This window comes from Synechococcus sp. MU1648 (assembly GCF_023630615.1).
In the GTDB taxonomy this organism is placed as follows: domain Bacteria; phylum Cyanobacteriota; class Cyanobacteriia; order PCC-6307; family Cyanobiaceae; genus Parasynechococcus.
This window is the reverse complement of the sequence record NZ_JAKUHI010000008.1, coordinates 82,558-98,737: the sequence shown is the minus strand read 5'-3', so window position 1 is coordinate 98,737 and position 16,180 is coordinate 82,558. Positions and strand designations below refer to the sequence as shown.

Genomic DNA, 16,180 nt, shown 5'->3' with positions numbered 1-16,180 from the left:
GCCGTTGGAAGGAGAAGGATGCCAGACCAGCCAATGAATACGAAGCGGTCGCGCTTGAGCCAGTCATCGAGGACGTCGAACCATCCCCGCTGTGGCGCGCGTCCTACAGCGATCGTCATGAGAGGTGCTTCATGAACCGTTACACGAGCGAGCCTAGGGGGGGATCACCGAAATGGGGCGGCTCCCCGCACCCATTTGCAAGGGATGAGTAGAAATGCGCATTTCTGAACCGACGGGATGCCGCCCCCTCCGCGAAGATGACGCATCGATCTTTTCCAACGCTGTGTACGTCATCGAACTGGCCCTGCGCATGAGTCCTCTCCCTGTGTCTGTCCAGCGGAAAGAACTGGCTGATGCCGATGCGCTGTATCAGCAGATCCGCCAAGCCATCGACCACAGCCAACCCCGTCTCCTGGAGCTCACCTGCGAGAAAGTGGAGGGGAAAAAAGTGACGCTGCTGGTTAGTGAGGTTCTCGCTGTTCAGCTTTATGAGAAGGCTTCGGCGACGGGTGGCAGCAAGCGACCCGGCTTTTCCCTTGATTCCTGAAACCGCCACCGCTGAACTAAGCGTTGAGGCCGTCAGCCATCGTTGGCCGAACGGCCATCAGGCCCTCGATCGCTGCAACCTCGTGATCCCAGGCCCTGGCCTATGGATGCTGGTGGGAAGCAACGGAAGCGGCAAAAGCACCCTGTTCCGCCTGATTTCAAGACTTTTGGAACCGCAGAGCGGACAAATTCACTGCCGAACCAAAACTGCTCTGGTCTTTCAAAACCCCGACCATCAACTGTTGCTTCCCAGTTGCGGCAGTGACCTGATGCTCGGGATGGACTCCCAAGGGCTGGGGAGGCAACGCCAAAGCGCAGTGCGTGACCTGCTGAAACAGTTCGGCCTCGCTGAGATGGAGAACCGACCCATTCACAGCCTCAGCGGCGGCCAGAAACAACGACTGGCCATCGCTGGAGCCCTGGCGAGTGACGCCGGCCTGCTGCTGCTAGACGAGCCGACCGCCCTGCTGGACCCCGAGAGTCAGACCACGGTGCTGAATACCGTGCAACGCCTTTGCAGAGACGCTATCCAACCGATCACAGCCCTTTGGATCACCCACAGGCTGGGGGAGTTGAGCTTCGCTGACGGTGCAGCCCGCATGCGCGATGGTCGAATTGGCCCTTGGACGAGTGGAAGGGAACTGCAACGACGCTTGCAGGGCGGCGCATTCGAGAGGTAAGGTCTCCGGGAGCCATTCCTCGGTAGCTCAGCGGTAGAGCGGTCGACTGTTAATCGATTGGTCGCAGGTTCGAATCCCGCCCGGGGAGCTTTAAAGCCACAGCATCTGCTGTGGCTTTTTTATTGACAAAAAAAGGAATTTCGTGACGGGTGATTGCCCGAAGCGGAAGACTTCCTAAACAGCTGATCGAGAAACAAAACTAAAAAAGCCTTCACATCGCTGTCACTGCAGACGATCTCCTGCAAACAAGCCCATCACTGACTCGCCACCCAAAATCTGCAGACACTTGAAAAGCTTGAGAGAATCTGCTCAGCGTTAATCCCGACAGACAAGCGCTCCTTTTTCTCCAGCCGCATTGCCGCCGAACCAATGAAGCCTTGCATCCTGCTAATCGAAGATGACCAGGACATGCGCGACCTGGTGAGCGGTCATCTCGAGCACAGTGGCTTCGACGTGCAGCGCGCCGACGACGGCATCAAAGGTCAGGCCCTTGCTCTCCAATACACCCCCGATCTGATCCTGCTGGATCTGATGCTGCCGAAGGTGGACGGTCTCACCCTTTGTCAGCGTCTGCGGCGAGATGAGCGCACAGCGGGAATACCGATCCTGATGCTTACAGCTCTGGGTGGCACCAAGGACAAAGTCAGCGGTTTCAATTCAGGTGCCGATGACTACCTGACCAAACCCTTCGATCTGGAGGAGCTTCAGGTCAGGGTCAAGGCCTTGCTGCGTCGCAGTGATCGTGCACCCGTTGGATCGAGCAATCACAACGAAATCCTCAGCTACGGCCCCCTCACCCTTGTGCCCGAGCGCTTTGAAGCCATTTGGTTCGATCAACCCGTGCGGCTCACGCACCTGGAGTTCGAACTTCTCCACTGCCTGCTCCAGCGTCACGGACAGACCGTGGCTCCCTCGTTGATCCTCAAGGAAGTCTGGGGCTACGAGCCTGATGACGACATTGAGACCATCCGTGTACATGTCAGGCACTTGCGGACCAAGTTGGAACCCGATCCGCGCAAGCCACGGTTCATCAAGACGGTGTATGGAGCGGGCTACTGCCTGGAACTCCCCACTAGCGCCCAGATGGATGGCCTTGAGGACGTGGTGGCCATGGCCCGCGAGGAACGCAAGCAGCAAGGCGATCGGGCCTCGGCCTGATCGCCGCTCTAGGCGGCCTTTGTGACGGATGGGGTGAGGTCCAGCAGCGCCACCTCCCAGGCCAGACGAGGCTGTACGAAAGAGAGCAACTGACCGCGCAGCATGTCCAGTCGCTTGAGCATCGCAGCGGAGCTACCGCAGTGCCAAAGCCGATGTTGCCACCAGCCGATCAGCCACAGCTGCTGCTCGCCATCGAGGGCTTCGCACAGATCGCGCGCCAACGACAGCGCCTCCATCGGATTGGCAGGCAGCGCGTTGAAGCGCTGAACCAACTCCTCCGGGACACCCGCCAGGCTGCGGCGATGGTCGATCAAAGCGCCTGGAGAACCGGCAGCCAGCGCCAGCAGTTCTGGCGCGTCTTGAGCCATGGCATCGGTGCGTTCGAGTACTTGTGCCATGGCCTCGGGATTGAGCCTGAGAAAACGGATCAACTGACAACGGGAGCGAATGGTGCTGAGCAGCCGCTCAGGGGCTGATGTCAACAGGATCAGCACCCCATGGCCTGGTTCCTCCAACGTTTTAAGCAGGGCGTTTGCCGCTGCCTCCGCCATCGCTTCGGCGGCTTCAATCACAACCATGCCTCGCTGGGCCTCCACGGGCTGCCGTGCCAAACAGCGGCCAATGTCTCGAATCTGCTCCAACCGCAACTGTGGCGGGGTCCGGCGACTGAGTCCCGCCTCCTCGGCTTCCGCACGGGTGAGCAAACGCCCCTGATGCTGATACGTGGGCTCAACCCAAAGCAGGTCAGGATGATTGCGCTCCAGCAAGCGTCGCCGCTCCCGGGCAGAGGGCTGACCATCAGCCAGCAGACCCTCCAGAAAACGAACTGCCGTCAGTTGACGCCCGACCCCCTCGGGGCCGGCGAAGAGGTAGGCCGGTGCCACGCGCCCCTGGGCGAGGGCTGCCGACAGCAGATCAACGGCGAGGGGCTGGCCGATCAGATCCTCAAACAGCGCGCTCAAGCCAAATGCTCCTGAAGCTGACGTTCCAGAGCAGCACTGACGGCACTCGCTGACTGGTCAGCAGCGATGGAGCACCAGGAGCGCTGCTGCGCCAACTGCGCAAAACCCTGCGAGACCCGTTCCAGGAATGCAGCTCCCTCCGCTTCGATGCGGTCTTGCTTGTCCCCAAGGCGCCGCTCAAGACTGGCTTGAACAGGAAGGCGCAGCCAGAGGGTGAGATCGGGCTGCAAGCCGGTGGTGGCGATCTGTTCAAGCCGTTGAATCAAGTCTCGATCCAAGCCACGGCCATAGCCCTGATACGCCAGGGTTGATCCGGCGAAGCGATCACTGAGAACCCAGTCGCCAAGTTCCAGGGCCGGACGGATCAACGTTTCAACGTGCTGAGCCCGATCAGCGGCATACAGCAGCAACTCGGCGGTGGGGGCTGGTGCCTCTTGGTCGACTGTATGCAGCAGGAGTTCACGAATCGAGCGTCCGAGGGGGGTCCCTCCGGGCTCACGGGTACAAACCAAAGAAGCGCCCTTCGGCATCAGACCGCTTGTGGGCAACCAATCGACCAGATGACGAATCTGCGTGGTCTTGCCGCAGCCATCAATGCCCTCCAAAACAATGAGACGTCCAGTCATGGCAAGCGAAGAGCCAAGGCATTCATCACCACGGTGATGGAACTCAAGGCCATCAGCAGCGCTGCCAGCGGAGGCGACAACAGCACGCCGTGGCTGGGGAGCAGGACTCCCGCAGCAACGGGGAGAACGATGAGGTTGTAACCGAAGGCCCAGAACAGGTTCTGCCGCACCTTCACCAAAGTTCGGCGGGCCAGGCTGAGGGCTTCGGGAAGGTTGTCGAGCCGATCGCCAAGCAGCACAAGACCAGCGGAGTCCTGCGCGATCTGCGTTCCAGTACCGATGGCGATCCCAAGATCAGCCGCGGCCAAAGCCGGCGCATCGTTAATGCCGTCGCCCACCATCGCCACCCGCTCGAGCTGACGCAGCTGCTCGAGGCGTTGCAGCTTCTGCTCCGGGAGCATCTGCCAGCCCAGATCATGCGCCGCGAAACCCAACTGCTGACCGAGGCGGCGGACAGCCGCCTCCCGGTCACCGCTGAAGACCGAAAGGGTCAGATCATGGGCCCGCAGGCGTTGCAGCGCAGGAGCGACATCCGGACGAATCTGATCCTCGATCTGAATCAGTCCTAATAGGCGATCACCCACAGCAACCGCCACCACCGAGCCTTCAGCCGCAGAGAGCCAGCCCTGAGCTGCTGGGGAGATGTCCACACCCTGCGCCACCAACCAGTCGGGCTTTCCGACACGAAGCCTGGCCGACGCACCATCCAGATAACCTTCCAGCCCCTGACCGGACACAGTGCGCACGTCATCGCACTCCAGCAGTTGGAGCTCCCGGCCCTGGGCCTCCTGCAGCAGGGCATAGGCCAAAGGGTGACGGCTGGTTTGCTCCAGGCTGGCGGCAAGTTGCAATAAACGATCCGGGTCATCCCCGTGCACATCGGTCACCAGAGGGCGACCCAAGGTGAGGGTGCCGGTTTTGTCGAAGACCACATGATCCAGACCCGCGGCGGTTTCGATCACATCGCCACCGCGGAACAGCCAACCGCGCCGCGCTGCCAGGCCGGTGGCCACCGTAATCACGGTTGGAGTTGCCAGACCGAGGGCGCAGGGGCAGGCGACAACAAGCACAGCGATCGACAGTTGCAAGGCCAGACCAATCGGGGTACTGGCTCCATGTCCCAACCCCCCGTGATGCGTCTCATGGGGCATCGCATGGTCATGGGGCATCCCGGGCGCTGAAGCCTGCAAGACCTGGGGCCAATGCTCCGCACCGAACAACCACCAGAACAGAAACGTTGCGAGAGCCAGGCCAATAACGCCATAGCAAAAGCGGCCCGCCACACGATCGGCAAGGCCCTGGATGGGGGCCCGACGGGCCTGGGCCTGCTCCACCAAGCGAATGATCCGGGCAAGAGCGGTTTCGGCGCCAACTCGGGTGACCTTGAACACCAGGGTTGCCTCCAAATTGAGGCTGCCGGACGACAACTCGATGCCGGGCTCTGCCTGCAACGGCAAGGGCTCACCGGTAAGGCTCGACACATCAACGGCCGAAGCCCCCTCAAGCACCACTCCATCCACCGGCACGCGGTCACCCGCCAGCAACTGAACGGTTTCACCGGGCCTGAGAGCCCCGACGCGCACCTCACGAATCGCGCCGTCGGGCAACAACAGGCGAGCCGTGTCCGGCTGGAGCCGGGCCAGTTGCTGCAACGCCTGCCCGGTCCGAAAACGGGCCCGTTCCTCCAAGAAACGTCCAAGCAGGACGAAGCCCAGCAACATCACCGGTTCATTGAAGAAGCAGGGCCAACCCACCTGGGGCCAGACCAACGCCACCAGGCTCGCCACATAGGCACTGCTCACCCCCAGGCCCACGAGGGAGTCCATGCTGGGAGCCCCTGCACGGGCAGCGGCAACACCACCCACCAAGATCGGACGGCCTGGCCCGAGCAGAGCCACCGTTGCAAGCGTGGCGTGGAAGGGAAGGGTGCCGATCAGAGGCAGCGACAGCTGCCCTGCCTCACTGAGATGCCCAAGCACAGACAGCAGCAGCAGCAGTAGGGCAACCATCAGCTGTCGCCATTGCTGCCACCAGCCCGGCAATGCTTGGCCGGCAGCCGCCGCACCGATTGGGTCGTCCAAAGCGCGCTCTTTGGCCGGGAACCCCCTGTCTGCAAGGGCTTTCAATACCCCAGCAACATCACTCTCACCCGCGGTGAGATCGAGCCAGGCCGAGCGGCTGACCAGATTCACATCGGCACGCTGGACACCAGGCTGGTCCAAGAGGGTGGTTTCAACAGCGCGAACGCAACCGCCGCATTTCATCCCTTCCACATCCAGGACGACGGTCTGAACCGCAGGGCTCACAGGTGTTTACGCAACAGGGATCATTACGAGCAGGCTAGGTCGGGCTCTGATCCCGTCAGGATGGGGGCCAGTCCGCCGGAGCGCCGTGCCCCGCAGCAACCGCAACGACAACTTCATTGACAAGAGCTTCACGGTGATGGCGGACCTGATCGTCAAGCTGTTGCCGATCAATGCCCGCTCGAAGGAGGCCTACGTCTATTACCGCGATGGCCTCTCTGCACAGAACGATGGTGATTACGCCGAGGCGCTGGAGAACTATGAGGAGGCCCTGAAGCTTGAGGAGAACTCCACAGACCGGAGTGAAACCCTCAAGAACATGGCCATCATCTACATGTCCAACGGCGAGGAGGAGCGGGCCATCGAGACCTACCGCCAGGCTCTCGAAGAAAACCCAAAGCAACCCTCCTGCCTCAAGAACATGGGGCTGATCTACGAAAAACGGGGGCGAATCGCCGAGGAAGGCGGTCGGCAGGACGAAGCCGATCGCTGGTTTGACCAGGCGGCCGATGTCTGGACCCAGGCCGTGCGCCTCAATCCCGGCGGTTATCTCGATATCGAGAACTGGTTGAAGTCAACAGGCCGCAGCAACGTCGACGTCTACTTCTGAATTAGGTCGGATCGGGCTGCACAGCATCACCGAGCGCCAGCACCAAGGCCTCGGTGACGTTATCGGCCTCCAGAAGAGCTAGATCAAGGCCCGACGCCAAATCTCCGAGGCCACTGCCCCGGGGCACGACAGCCCGTCGAAACCCCAGCCGTGCCGCTTCCTGGAGCCGCAACTCCAGCTGGCCGACAGGGCGCAGCTGTCCCCCCAAACCGAGCTCTCCGATCAACACCGTGCCCGCGGGAAGGGTGAGGTCTCTGAAGCTGGCAACCACCGCAGCAGCAACCCCCAGATCCGCCGCTGGCTCCTCCACCTCCAGACCACCCGCAACGGCGAGGTAGCAATCGAAGCGCGAGAGCGGCAGTCCCATGTGCTTCTCGAGCACCGCAAGGATCTGGTGCAAACGATTCGTGCCGATCCCTGTGGCCGTGCGGCGCGGGCTGGCATAGCTGGTGACATTCACCAGAGCCTGCAGATCCACCACCAGCGAACGCGTGCCCTCACAGGCCACGATCGTCGCCACACCGGACGCACGGGCATCGCTGAGGAACAGCTCACTGGGGTTGCCCACCTCGGCTAAGCCACCGCTCTGCATCTCGAACAAACCCAACTCATGGGTGGCGCCAAAGCGGTTCTTGACGGCACGCAGCAGGCGGTGACTGGCGAACCGGTCACCTTCGAAGGTGAGCACGGCATCCACAAGGTGTTCCAACACCTTCGGGCCGGCCAGCATGCCTTCCTTGGTGACATGGCCCACCAACAGCAGGGAAATGTTCTGGCGTTTGGCCAAGCGTTGCAGGGCAGCCGCACATTCGCGCACCTGGCCAACCGACCCTGGAGCACTGGTGAGATTGGCGTCATGCAACGCCTGAATGCTGTCGATGATCGCCACAGCGGGGCGAAGCGCTTCCAGCTCTTCCAACACCAGTTCCAGATCGGTTTCGGCCAGCAACTGCAGCTCCGATGCACCTCCAGCGAGCCGCTGCCAGCGCAGCTTCACCTGCTGCGCCGATTCCTCAGCACTCACGTACAGCACCGATGCACCGGCCGCCATCGCCGAGGCGCTCTGCAGCAGCAATGTGCTCTTGCCGATCCCCGGATCGCCTCCGACGAGCACCAGAGAACCGGGTACGAGGCCTCCACCCAAAACACGGTCAAATTCAGCGGAGCCGGTCGCCAGGCGCTGCAGCGGTTGATCCTCCAGCGAGGCCATGGCGGTGGACCGTCGCGGCGCAGCAGCCACCTCTGGATCCGGGGCACTGCGGCGACGACGGCCATCGGCTGGAGGCTGAGATTGCTCCACCAAGGAATTCCAGCTGCCGCACTCGGGGCAACGGCCAAAAAACTGTCGGGCACGGGCTCCGCAGACCTGACAGATAAAAACAGCGGTGGACTTGGGCACTGCGAACTGTGAAGAAAGTTGCCGTTGAATGAACGAATCAGGGGGATGCCCTTTTATTTGTGGCGAGAAGTGACTAACGCCTCGTTGCCCATGACGGCCACGGCTCCCACCAAGGAAACGATCCTCGTGGTCGACGACGAGGCATCGATCCGACGGATCCTGGAAACCCGGTTATCCATGATCGGGTACAACGTGGTGACTGCCTGCGACGGCACCGAAGCCCTGGAATTGTTCCCGACCTGCACTCCCGACCTCGTGGTGCTGGACGTGATGATGCCGAAGCTGGACGGCTACGGCGTCTGCCAAGAGCTGCGCAAGGAGTCGGACGTACCCATCGTGATGCTGACGGCCCTCGGCGACGTGGCCGACCGGATCACAGGGCTTGAGCTTGGGGCCGATGACTACGTGGTGAAGCCCTTCAGCCCCAAGGAGCTGGAAGCCCGCATCCGCTGCGTGCTGCGACGGGTTGAGAAGGAACAGGTGGCGGGCATCCCTAACTCCGGGGTCATTCAGGTGATCGACTTGCGAATCGACACCAACAAACGCCAGGTGTTCCGTGGCGACGAAAGGATCAGGCTGACAGGCATGGAATTCAGCCTGCTGGAACTGCTGGTGAGCCGTTCCGGTGAACCGTTCAACCGCGGCGAAATCCTCAAAGAGGTTTGGGGCTACACCCCGGAACGCCATGTGGACACCCGGGTGGTGGATGTTCATATCTCCCGCCTGCGATCCAAACTGGAGGATGATCCGGCCAATCCCGAGTTGATCCTCACAGCTCGGGGCACCGGCTACCTGTTCCAGCGCATCGTCGATTCCGTTGCCTCCGAAGGTCCCTGATCCCGCCCCGGCCCCTCAGCCGCGGAACAAGACCAACCGTCCTCGGGCGATCCGTCGCCTGGTGATCTGGTATCGGCGCAACGCCGCCGTCACAACCATCGTGGATGGTGCTGCCAACTCAGCAACGGCAGCGGGATCGATGGCGGGCAACGTGGCGGAAACCGTGGTTTCCGGAGCGGGCACGGTGGCCAGCAGCGTGCTCCAACCTCTGGTGTTCGACCCTCTCCGCTGGCTGCAGGGGGGCACCGACACCGACGACATTGACGATGCGGAGCGTCTCTGGGTCGCCGTTGATGGCATGGGCGGTGACCATGCGCCGGGGCCGATTCTGGAGGGATGTCTGGACGCCATTGACCGGCTGCCTCTGAAGATCCGCTTCGTGGGGGAAATCGAGCGGGTCATGGCCGCCGCCAACAGCCTCGGCCTGCGCGAATCCCTAGAAAGTGCAAGGGCAGCAGGGCATCTGGATCTGGTGGCCAGTGGCCCCTCCATCGGCATGGATGACGAGGCCACGGCGGTGCGGCGCAAACGGGACGCCAGCATCAATGTGGCCATGAACCTCGTGAAGAAAGGGGAGGCTCTCGCGGTTTATTCAGCCGGGAATTCCGGCGCGGTGATGGCTTCGGCGATTTTCCGGCTGGGACGGCTGAAGGGCATCGACCGACCAGCCATTGGTGCACTGTTCCCAACCAAAGATCCCGGTCAGCCGGTGTTGGTGCTCGACGTAGGCGCCAACATGGACTGCAAACCCGCCTATTTGCACCAGTTCGCCCTGCTGGGGAACATCTACAGCCGTGATGTTCTCCAGGTGAGTCAACCGCGGATCGGCCTGCTGAACATCGGCGAAGAGGAATGCAAGGGGAACGATCTCTCCTTAAAGACCCATGAACTGCTGCGGGATGAATCCAGGCTGCATTTCGCCGGAAACTGCGAAGGCCGTGATGTGCTCTCGGGCAATTTCGACGTGGTGGTCTGTGATGGATTCACCGGCAATGTGTTGCTGAAGTTTTTGGAATCCGTCGGCAGTGTTCTGCTGGGGGTGCTGCGGGCGGAGTTGCCCCGGGGGCGGCGCGGCAAGGTGGGATCAGCGTTTCTGCGCAGCAACCTGAAACGCATTAAGAAGCGGTTGGACCATGCCGAGCACGGTGGGGCGCTGCTTCTGGGCGTCAACGGCATTTCCGTGATCGGCCATGGCAGCAGCCGGGCCCTCTCGGTGGTTAGTGCCCTGCGCATTGCCCACTCCGCTGCGAGCCATGGCGTGATGGAGGATCTCGCAACACTGCATCAGGGTTGTGATTGACTGACGCGACGTCCTTCAACCTCCGCTTTGGTCGAGCCGCTCAGCACAACCAGAGGGGTGTTGTTCCGAGGGTCTGGCAGCGCGACGCCCAGCCGCTCCATCAGCAACGAAGAGCTCGGCCAGCGGGTTGAAACCAGTGATTCCTGGATTCGGAGTCGTACCGGGATTGCCGCACGACGTGTGATCGATGCGGATGAATCCCTCAACGAACTGAGTGGATTAGCAGCGGAACGGGCTCTGGCCATGGCTGGTTGGTCTGCCGACAGCCTCGATCTGATTGTGTTGGCGACCTCCACCCCAGACGACCTGTTCGGCTCGGCGCCACGCCTGCAGGCTCATCTCGGTGCCACCAATGCCGTGGCCTTTGATCTCACCGCCGCTTGCAGTGGCTTTCTTTTCGCCGTTGTCACCGCTGCCCAGTACCTGCGCAGTGGGGCGATGCGCCGCATCCTCGTGGTGGGAGCCGATCAACTGAGCCGCTGGGTGAACTGGGACGACCGACGCTCCTGTGTTCTGTTCGGTGATGCGGCCGGCGCCGTGGTGCTGGAGGCATCAGACAACGGCCAAGACAATCTGGAGGGATTCCTGCTGCGCTCTGATGGCAGCCGAGGCGAGGTGCTCCAGCTTCCCCAGGTCAGCGAGCGCAAGTCCCTTGTGGGGAACGCCAGCCATCAGTGCGGCGGCTTCGAACCCATTCAGATGAACGGGCAGGAGGTCTACAAATTCGCGGTGCGCGAAGTGCCAGCCATTCTCGAGCAACTGCTCGAACAGAAAAGCGTCGCCGCAGATGCCGTGGACTGGCTGCTACTGCATCAGGCCAACCAACGCATCCTTGATGCAGTGGCAGATCGCTTCTCTGTCCCATCCGAGAAAGTGCTCAGCAACCTGGCGCACTACGGCAACACATCGGCGGCCACCATTCCCTTGATGCTTGACGAAGCCGTGCGCGATGGACGCATCCAACCCGGGCACCGCATCGCCAGCAGTGGCTTCGGAGCGGGATTGAGCTGGGGTGCAGCACTCTTCCGCTGGAGCGGGCCCGCCTAATCTCCGGCACGGTCAGCAGAACACAGCAATGGCGATCGCCTGGGTCTTTCCCGGTCAGGGCTCTCAAAAGGTGGGCATGGCAGAAGCGCTGCTCAGCATCGATGGCAGCCGCGAACGTTTCGCCACAGCCTCCGAACTGCTGGGGCGCGACCTCTTGGCGATCTGCCAGGGCGAAAGCGGCGGCGGTGATGGACCGGATGATCTCAACGACACCCGCAACACCCAGCCCGCCCTGTTCGTGATCGAATCGCTGCTGGCCGACAATCTGCAGCAGCAGGGCCGCGAGCCTGCACTGGTGGCCGGCCACAGCCTGGGCGAGCTGGTCGCCCTCTACAGCGCTGGTGTATTCGGGCTGGACACCGGCCTGCAGCTGATGAAAACCCGCTCAGAACTGATGGCGAGCGCTGGGGGCGGTGCCATGACGGCCGTGATCGGCTTCGATCGCGGTCAGCTGGACGACCTGGTGGCCGCCACGGACGGCGTCAGCATCGCCAACGACAACAGCGATGCCCAAGTGGTGATCTCCGGCGCTCCAGAGGCCGTGCAGAGCGTGAGTGAAGCCCTGAAATGCAAGCGCGCGATCCCTCTGGTCGTTTCCGGGGCTTTCCACTCTCCTTTCATGGCAGAGGCTGCTGAGCGCTTTGCCGCTGCACTGGACCAGGTGCCATTCCAAGATGCCCGCGTTCCGGTGCTCAGCAACAGCGCTGCCAGCGCCAGCACCAGCGCTGACGAGCTCAAACAGCGCCTGAAGCAACAGATGACAACAGGGGTGCGCTGGCGAGAAACCATGGCGGCCATGACCGACAGCGGCGTCGACACCCTGGTGGAAATCGGACCGGGGAACGTGCTCAGTGGCCTGGCGAAACGCAGCATGAGTGGCGTGACCACCGCCCAAATCGCCGGGGCGGGAGACCTCGGACAGTGAGTCAATCCAGCCTCGTCCCCACACCCAAGCCGAGCTTCACCTACAGGCTGGTCAGCAACCTTCTGGTCTTCCCTGTCTTTCGCTTGCTGTTCCGCGGCTCGACCGCAGGCAACAACCGAGTACCCATGCAAGGGCCTCTCGTGGTGGTGGCCAACCACGGCTCCCATCTGGACCCCCCCTTGCTGGGCCATGCCCTGGGGCGCCCTGTTGCTTTCATGGCGAAGGCAGAACTATTCAGCATCCCGCTGCTGGGACGCGTGATCCGGGCCTGTGGTGCCTACCCCATCCGGCGGGGGGCCAGCGATCGCGAAGCGATTCGAACCGCGACGGCACGGCTCGAGGAGGGCTGGGCCACCGGCGTTTTCCTGGACGGCACGCGACAAAGCGACGGCCGGATCAACAACCCACTCCCCGGAGCGGCCCTTCTGGCGGCGCGTACAGGCGCCCCACTGCTGCCGGTGGCCATCCATAACAGCCACCGCGCCTTGGGAACGGGGCGCAGCTGGCCGCGGCTGGTGCCCATCCAGCTGCGTATCGGTGACCCCATCCCGGCACCGGCCAGTCGCCGCAGGCCCGATCTGGATGCCACCACCGCCCTGCTGCAGGAACGCATCAATGCTCTGCTGGATCAGGGTCCGCAGCATCCCTGAGGTCTCGACCCGTCATCACCCAAGCCACAGCGCGCAGCCAGTCACTCCATTTCTTCAAGCGACCCTCCTGCATGCAATCCGTACGGCACTCCACGGGAACTCCGGTGAGCTGAATTCCACGGCTGCCAGCCACCACCTGGCCCACCGCCATCGAGCGGGGCAAGTGGTCTTCGCTGGTCACCAGCAAGACATGGCGAACGCCATCCGCCTGCAGCTCGTCCACGACAGAGGTGAAGTTGCTGAGGGTGTCACGGGCCCTGTAATCGAGGGTGACGCGGTCTGGATTGAAGCGCTCTTCACTGAGCATCCATTCGGCGTACTCAGGATTGCTGCCACCGCTCACCAGCAGCGGCAGATCAAGCTGACGCGCCAAGCGGGCACCCATGCGTTCCCGGTCCACATCACCTCCAAGCACAAGAACGAGTTGCGGTGGGCTGCGATCCAACAGAGCCTGGCGATAGGGAGACAGCGGTCCGGGCCCCAGCAGCCAGGCCATGAGGCCGGCACCCAGCAGCAGCCCTGTGCGCACTCCCGCCATCAGACCTGTCCAACAGGAGAGGTGGGATAGATCGGCAAGACCTTGGCCCAGGGCAGCGCAGCGCCAGCGGCATGACTGCGTTTCAACAGCTGCAACAGGCGCGCCACATCCTCAGCCACATCGAGTTGAGCCCCAAGGGCTGGCTTGGGAGAGCATCCCTCCGGCAACAACGTCGGCAGGCTGAGTTCGTGGACCTGCCCCGCGGTGACCTGGTACTGACCACCAACCACCCCCCTGCGGGGCAACTCCTGAGTGATCCAGAACGGTTGCCCATGATTCGATCCGAGCAGTTGCGACTCCAGGCGTGGCGCCATCAAGGCGTAACTGCTTACTCCGAGCAGAGGGCAATCCAGCTGTTGCGCCAGGGTGCGCGCCATCACCACCGTCAGGCGGGTGCCGGTGAAGCCGCCGGGCCCCGTCGCCACGGCAAGGCCCTGCAATTGAGGCCAACGCTCAGGGGGGAGGAGCGCCTGAACGCGCGAAATCAAACTGTTAGACAGCCCCCGTCCATCCGGATGAACCTGCACGAGCGGTCCTGCTCCAGGCTGCTCAGGATCCAGCAGCGCCATGCCAAAACGATCCGAACAGCTGTGCAAGGCGAGCAGCAGCGGCAAGGCCGTCATCGGGGCAACTCCTGTCCTGGACAGCAACGCCGCCATCGACCGGGATCTGCCTTAAAGCTTGAGCAGGACCGAACATCCCACTCAACCCCGGCCTGACCATTGGGGAGATCGATCACCGACACGTGAATTCTCGGCGCATCTGGCTCAAAATCCGGGGTCTCAGCAAGATGCGGAACGCCATGCTGACGCTCAACTGCGTGATAGGCCTGACAACGGTCGACCCAGCTGCAGTCCACGCAGATGCACATGCCTCCCAAGGCCGTTCACTCCCCCATTCTGATGGTCCAAGGCTCTGGCGACGCACTGCTTGAACAGTTGCGAGCGCGACTGGCTCCAGCGCAATGGCCGCTACCCCTGAAACGGCTCCCCAAAGGCACAGCGCTGGTGGGCGGGGCAGTTCGCGATGGATTGCTCGACCGTCTCCAGGATCAACCCGATCTAGACCTCGTGGTCCCGACCGACGCCATCGCTCTGACCCAGGCCCTAGCCCAGGAGCTCCATGGCACCTGTGTGGTGCTGGACACGGAACGGAGCATTGCTCGGCTGGTGCTCGGAGGCTGGACGGTGGACATCGCCCGACAGGACGGCGCCTGCATCGAAGACGATCTCTGGCGCCGCGACTACCGACTCAATGCCATCGCTGTTTCGCTCCAACCCTGGGGGCAGTTGTGGGACCCCACCGGTGGGCTGAACGATCTCCAACAAGGTTGCCTGACGGCTGTGTCGGAAACCAACCTCACCGACGATCCCTTGCGGCTGCTGCGGGGCTTGCGGCTAGCGGCTGAGATCCCACTCACAATATGCAGCCAAACCATGGGCTGGATTGAGCGTCATGCCTCACGGCTGCCTGAGGCGGCACCGGAGCGGATCCTCGCGGAACTGCAGCGCCTGGTGCGGGGCGAGCACGCCGATGCGGCGATCGCAACCTTAAAGAGCGTGCCGTTGCTTCGCCCCTGGGCCGCCGAGGGGCAACCTCCAGCGCCCTCTGACACGGAAGGGATGAGCAAGGAGGAAATAGCTGTCGCTCTGCCCTTGGCGCGGTTAACAGCCCTCATCAGTGATGACGGCATGATCCAACTCCGAGCCAGTCGGGCCCTGCGACAACGCTGCGAACGCCTGCGGTTCTGGCAGCAGCGCACCGGCCTGGCACCGGAGTGTCTGCCGGAAACCGATCGACTGAGATTGCATGACGAGCTTGAACGGGATCTCCCCGCCCTCGCCCTGCAACTGCCAATGCCCGAGAAAGAGATCTGGCTGCGGCGATGGCGAGACGCTGACGACCCCCTGTTCCACCCCAGAGCACCCATCGACGGCAACAGCCTGGTCAATGCCCTGGAGATCCAACCCGGCCCCCTTCTCGGACGTCTACTGCATCATCTGAAGCTTGAGCGCGCCTTCAAGAGGATCCAGACCACGACTGAGGCCATTGAGGAAGCCAAACATTTCTTGACCCGTGAAAGCGAGGCTCTGTGATTAACTTTGCAGGTGTCAATGATGACGGTCAGACACCGACAGATCGCATTTTCTTTCCTTCATGAGCATCCGCCTGTACATCGGCAACCTGCCGCAGACCTTTGAAGAACAGGAGCTGGTGGCTCTGCTCAAGTCAGTGGGAGAGGGGATTCGGTTCAAGTCGGTTCTCGACCGCGAAACCGGCAGCTGCCGTGGATTCGGCTTTGCCAATGTCGATGACGCCAAGGTCGCCGATGCAGTGATCGAACAGCTGAACGGCAAAGAGTTCGGTGGCAGCTCCCTGCGGATCGAGCGTTCCGAACGACGGGAGAACAACGCCGGTGGCAACCGTCGTGGCGCCCCCAATGCTGCAGGACAGCCTCAAGTGGCCCGCAAAGCGGTGAACAAGGTGGTTCACAGTGACGAGAAGAGCGAAGGCGCTCCCGACCCCCGCTGGGCTGGTGAGCTGTCCAAGCTCAAGGACCTGCTGGCCGACCAGAAGACGGCAGTCTGAATCCGTCAGC

At 62.4% G+C, this 16,180-nt stretch carries 18 protein-coding genes, 1 tRNA gene and 1 pseudogene; 12 read left to right on the top strand and 8 right to left on the bottom strand.

The window, feature by feature from the left end; genetic code table 11:
- Window positions 1-119: pseudogene (locus NCN06_RS09770) on the bottom strand (photosystem II D2 protein (photosystem q(a) protein)); the annotation flags it as partial.
- A gap of 164 nt (window positions 120-283) precedes the next feature.
- Here NCN06_RS09770 and NCN06_RS09765 point away from each other — a divergent pair.
- From NCN06_RS09765 to NCN06_RS09750, 4 genes are all read left to right on the top strand, one after another.
- A complete protein-coding gene (locus tag NCN06_RS09765; protein ID WP_226397559.1) occupies window positions 284-547 on the top strand; it encodes a UPF0367 protein family in 264 nt (87 codons plus the stop codon).
- A complete protein-coding gene (locus tag NCN06_RS09760) occupies window positions 489-1,226 on the top strand; it encodes an ABC transporter ATP-binding protein (protein WP_250398888.1) in 738 nt (245 codons plus the stop codon). Before NCN06_RS09765 ends, NCN06_RS09760 begins: the two co-directional genes overlap by 59 nt.
- A 16-nt stretch (window positions 1,227-1,242) precedes the next feature.
- Window positions 1,243-1,314: transfer RNA gene (locus NCN06_RS09755), tRNA-Asn, on the top strand.
- 281 nt (window positions 1,315-1,595) lie between these two features.
- Complete coding sequence (locus tag NCN06_RS09750) at window positions 1,596-2,384, top strand: response regulator transcription factor (RefSeq protein WP_115024390.1); 789 nt, start codon at window positions 1,596-1,598, stop codon at window positions 2,382-2,384.
- Between the two features lie 8 nt (window positions 2,385-2,392).
- Here NCN06_RS09750 and NCN06_RS09745 read toward each other — a convergent pair whose 3' ends face one another.
- Genes NCN06_RS09745 through NCN06_RS09735 form a run of 3 tightly spaced genes read right to left on the bottom strand, consistent with a single transcriptional unit; the run spans window position 2,393 to window position 6,278 of the window.
- The gene (locus NCN06_RS09745; protein WP_250398887.1) at window positions 2,393-3,346 is read right to left on the bottom strand and encodes a DNA polymerase III subunit delta'; all 954 of its coding nucleotides are present in this window, start codon (window positions 3,344-3,346) and stop codon (window positions 2,393-2,395) included.
- A complete protein-coding gene (tmk, locus tag NCN06_RS09740) occupies window positions 3,343-3,972 on the bottom strand; it encodes a dTMP kinase (protein ID WP_250398886.1) in 630 nt (209 codons plus the stop codon). Before tmk ends, NCN06_RS09745 begins: the two co-directional genes overlap by 4 nt.
- Window positions 3,969-6,278: a heavy metal translocating P-type ATPase gene (locus NCN06_RS09735; protein ID WP_350223190.1), complete on the bottom strand. Its 2,310-nt coding sequence runs from the start codon at window positions 6,276-6,278 to the stop codon at window positions 3,969-3,971. The genes tmk and NCN06_RS09735 overlap by 4 nt, the downstream gene beginning before the upstream one ends.
- 85 nt (window positions 6,279-6,363) lie before the next feature.
- Here NCN06_RS09735 and NCN06_RS09730 point away from each other — a divergent pair, with 85 nt between their 5' ends.
- Window positions 6,364-6,885: a photosystem I assembly protein Ycf3 gene (locus NCN06_RS09730; RefSeq protein ID WP_115024398.1), complete on the top strand. Its 522-nt coding sequence runs from the start codon at window positions 6,364-6,366 to the stop codon at window positions 6,883-6,885.
- A 1-nt stretch (window position 6,886) separates the two neighbouring features.
- Here NCN06_RS09730 and radA read toward each other — a convergent pair whose 3' ends face one another.
- Complete coding sequence (gene radA, locus NCN06_RS09725) at window positions 6,887-8,284, bottom strand: DNA repair protein RadA (RefSeq protein WP_226409749.1); 1,398 nt, start codon at window positions 8,282-8,284, stop codon at window positions 6,887-6,889.
- Window positions 8,285-8,374: 90 nt separating this feature from the next.
- Between radA and rpaB the strand changes: the two genes are divergently transcribed.
- The 5 genes from rpaB to NCN06_RS09700 are packed head-to-tail and all read left to right on the top strand — an operon-like array spanning window position 8,375 to window position 13,043.
- Complete coding sequence (gene rpaB / locus NCN06_RS09720) at window positions 8,375-9,121, top strand: response regulator transcription factor RpaB (protein WP_115094937.1); 747 nt, start codon at window positions 8,375-8,377, stop codon at window positions 9,119-9,121.
- The gene (gene plsX, locus NCN06_RS09715; RefSeq protein WP_226397366.1) at window positions 9,102-10,421 is read left to right on the top strand and encodes a phosphate acyltransferase PlsX; all 1,320 of its coding nucleotides are present in this window, start codon (window positions 9,102-9,104) and stop codon (window positions 10,419-10,421) included. Before rpaB ends, plsX begins: the two co-directional genes overlap by 20 nt.
- 57 nt (window positions 10,422-10,478) lie before the next feature.
- Complete coding sequence (locus NCN06_RS09710) at window positions 10,479-11,468, top strand: beta-ketoacyl-ACP synthase III (protein WP_226422718.1); 990 nt, start codon at window positions 10,479-10,481, stop codon at window positions 11,466-11,468.
- Window positions 11,469-11,496: 28 nt separating this feature from the next.
- A complete protein-coding gene (fabD, locus tag NCN06_RS09705) occupies window positions 11,497-12,393 on the top strand; it encodes an ACP S-malonyltransferase (protein ID WP_226397368.1) in 897 nt (298 codons plus the stop codon).
- Window positions 12,390-13,043 (top strand): lysophospholipid acyltransferase family protein, encoded by a 654-nt coding sequence (locus NCN06_RS09700; protein ID WP_226397369.1) that lies wholly within the window; start codon window positions 12,390-12,392, stop codon window positions 13,041-13,043. Before fabD ends, NCN06_RS09700 begins: the two co-directional genes overlap by 4 nt.
- Here the strand turns inward: NCN06_RS09700 and NCN06_RS09695 are convergent.
- From NCN06_RS09695 to NCN06_RS09685, 3 genes are read right to left on the bottom strand one after another with little or no spacing between them, the layout of a single operon-like run.
- Window positions 13,006-13,581 (bottom strand): YdcF family protein, encoded by a 576-nt coding sequence (locus NCN06_RS09695; protein WP_115024411.1) that lies wholly within the window; start codon window positions 13,579-13,581, stop codon window positions 13,006-13,008. The two genes, NCN06_RS09700 and NCN06_RS09695, sit on opposite strands and share 38 nt — an antisense overlap.
- Window positions 13,581-14,240 (bottom strand): tRNA (adenosine(37)-N6)-threonylcarbamoyltransferase complex dimerization subunit type 1 TsaB, encoded by a 660-nt coding sequence (gene tsaB, locus NCN06_RS09690; protein WP_226422719.1) that lies wholly within the window; start codon window positions 14,238-14,240, stop codon window positions 13,581-13,583. Before tsaB ends, NCN06_RS09695 begins: the two co-directional genes overlap by 1 nt.
- Window positions 14,201-14,452 carry a Ycf34 family protein gene (locus NCN06_RS09685; protein ID WP_115024415.1) on the bottom strand — a complete coding sequence of 84 codons (252 nt, stop codon included), beginning with the start codon at window positions 14,450-14,452 and terminating at the stop codon, window positions 14,201-14,203. The genes tsaB and NCN06_RS09685 overlap by 40 nt, the downstream gene beginning before the upstream one ends.
- 31 nt (window positions 14,453-14,483) lie before the next feature.
- On the opposite strand from NCN06_RS09685, the gene NCN06_RS09680 reads away from it, so the two are divergent.
- Window positions 14,484-15,677 carry a tRNA nucleotidyltransferase/poly(A) polymerase-related protein gene (locus NCN06_RS09680; protein ID WP_250398885.1) on the top strand — a complete coding sequence of 398 codons (1,194 nt, stop codon included), beginning with the start codon at window positions 14,484-14,486 and terminating at the stop codon, window positions 15,675-15,677.
- Between the two features lie 61 nt (window positions 15,678-15,738).
- Entirely contained in the window at window positions 15,739-16,170 is a 432-nt protein-coding gene (locus tag NCN06_RS09675; protein WP_226397372.1) for an RNA recognition motif domain-containing protein, read from the top strand.
- The last annotated feature ends 10 nt before the right edge of the window (window positions 16,171-16,180 follow it).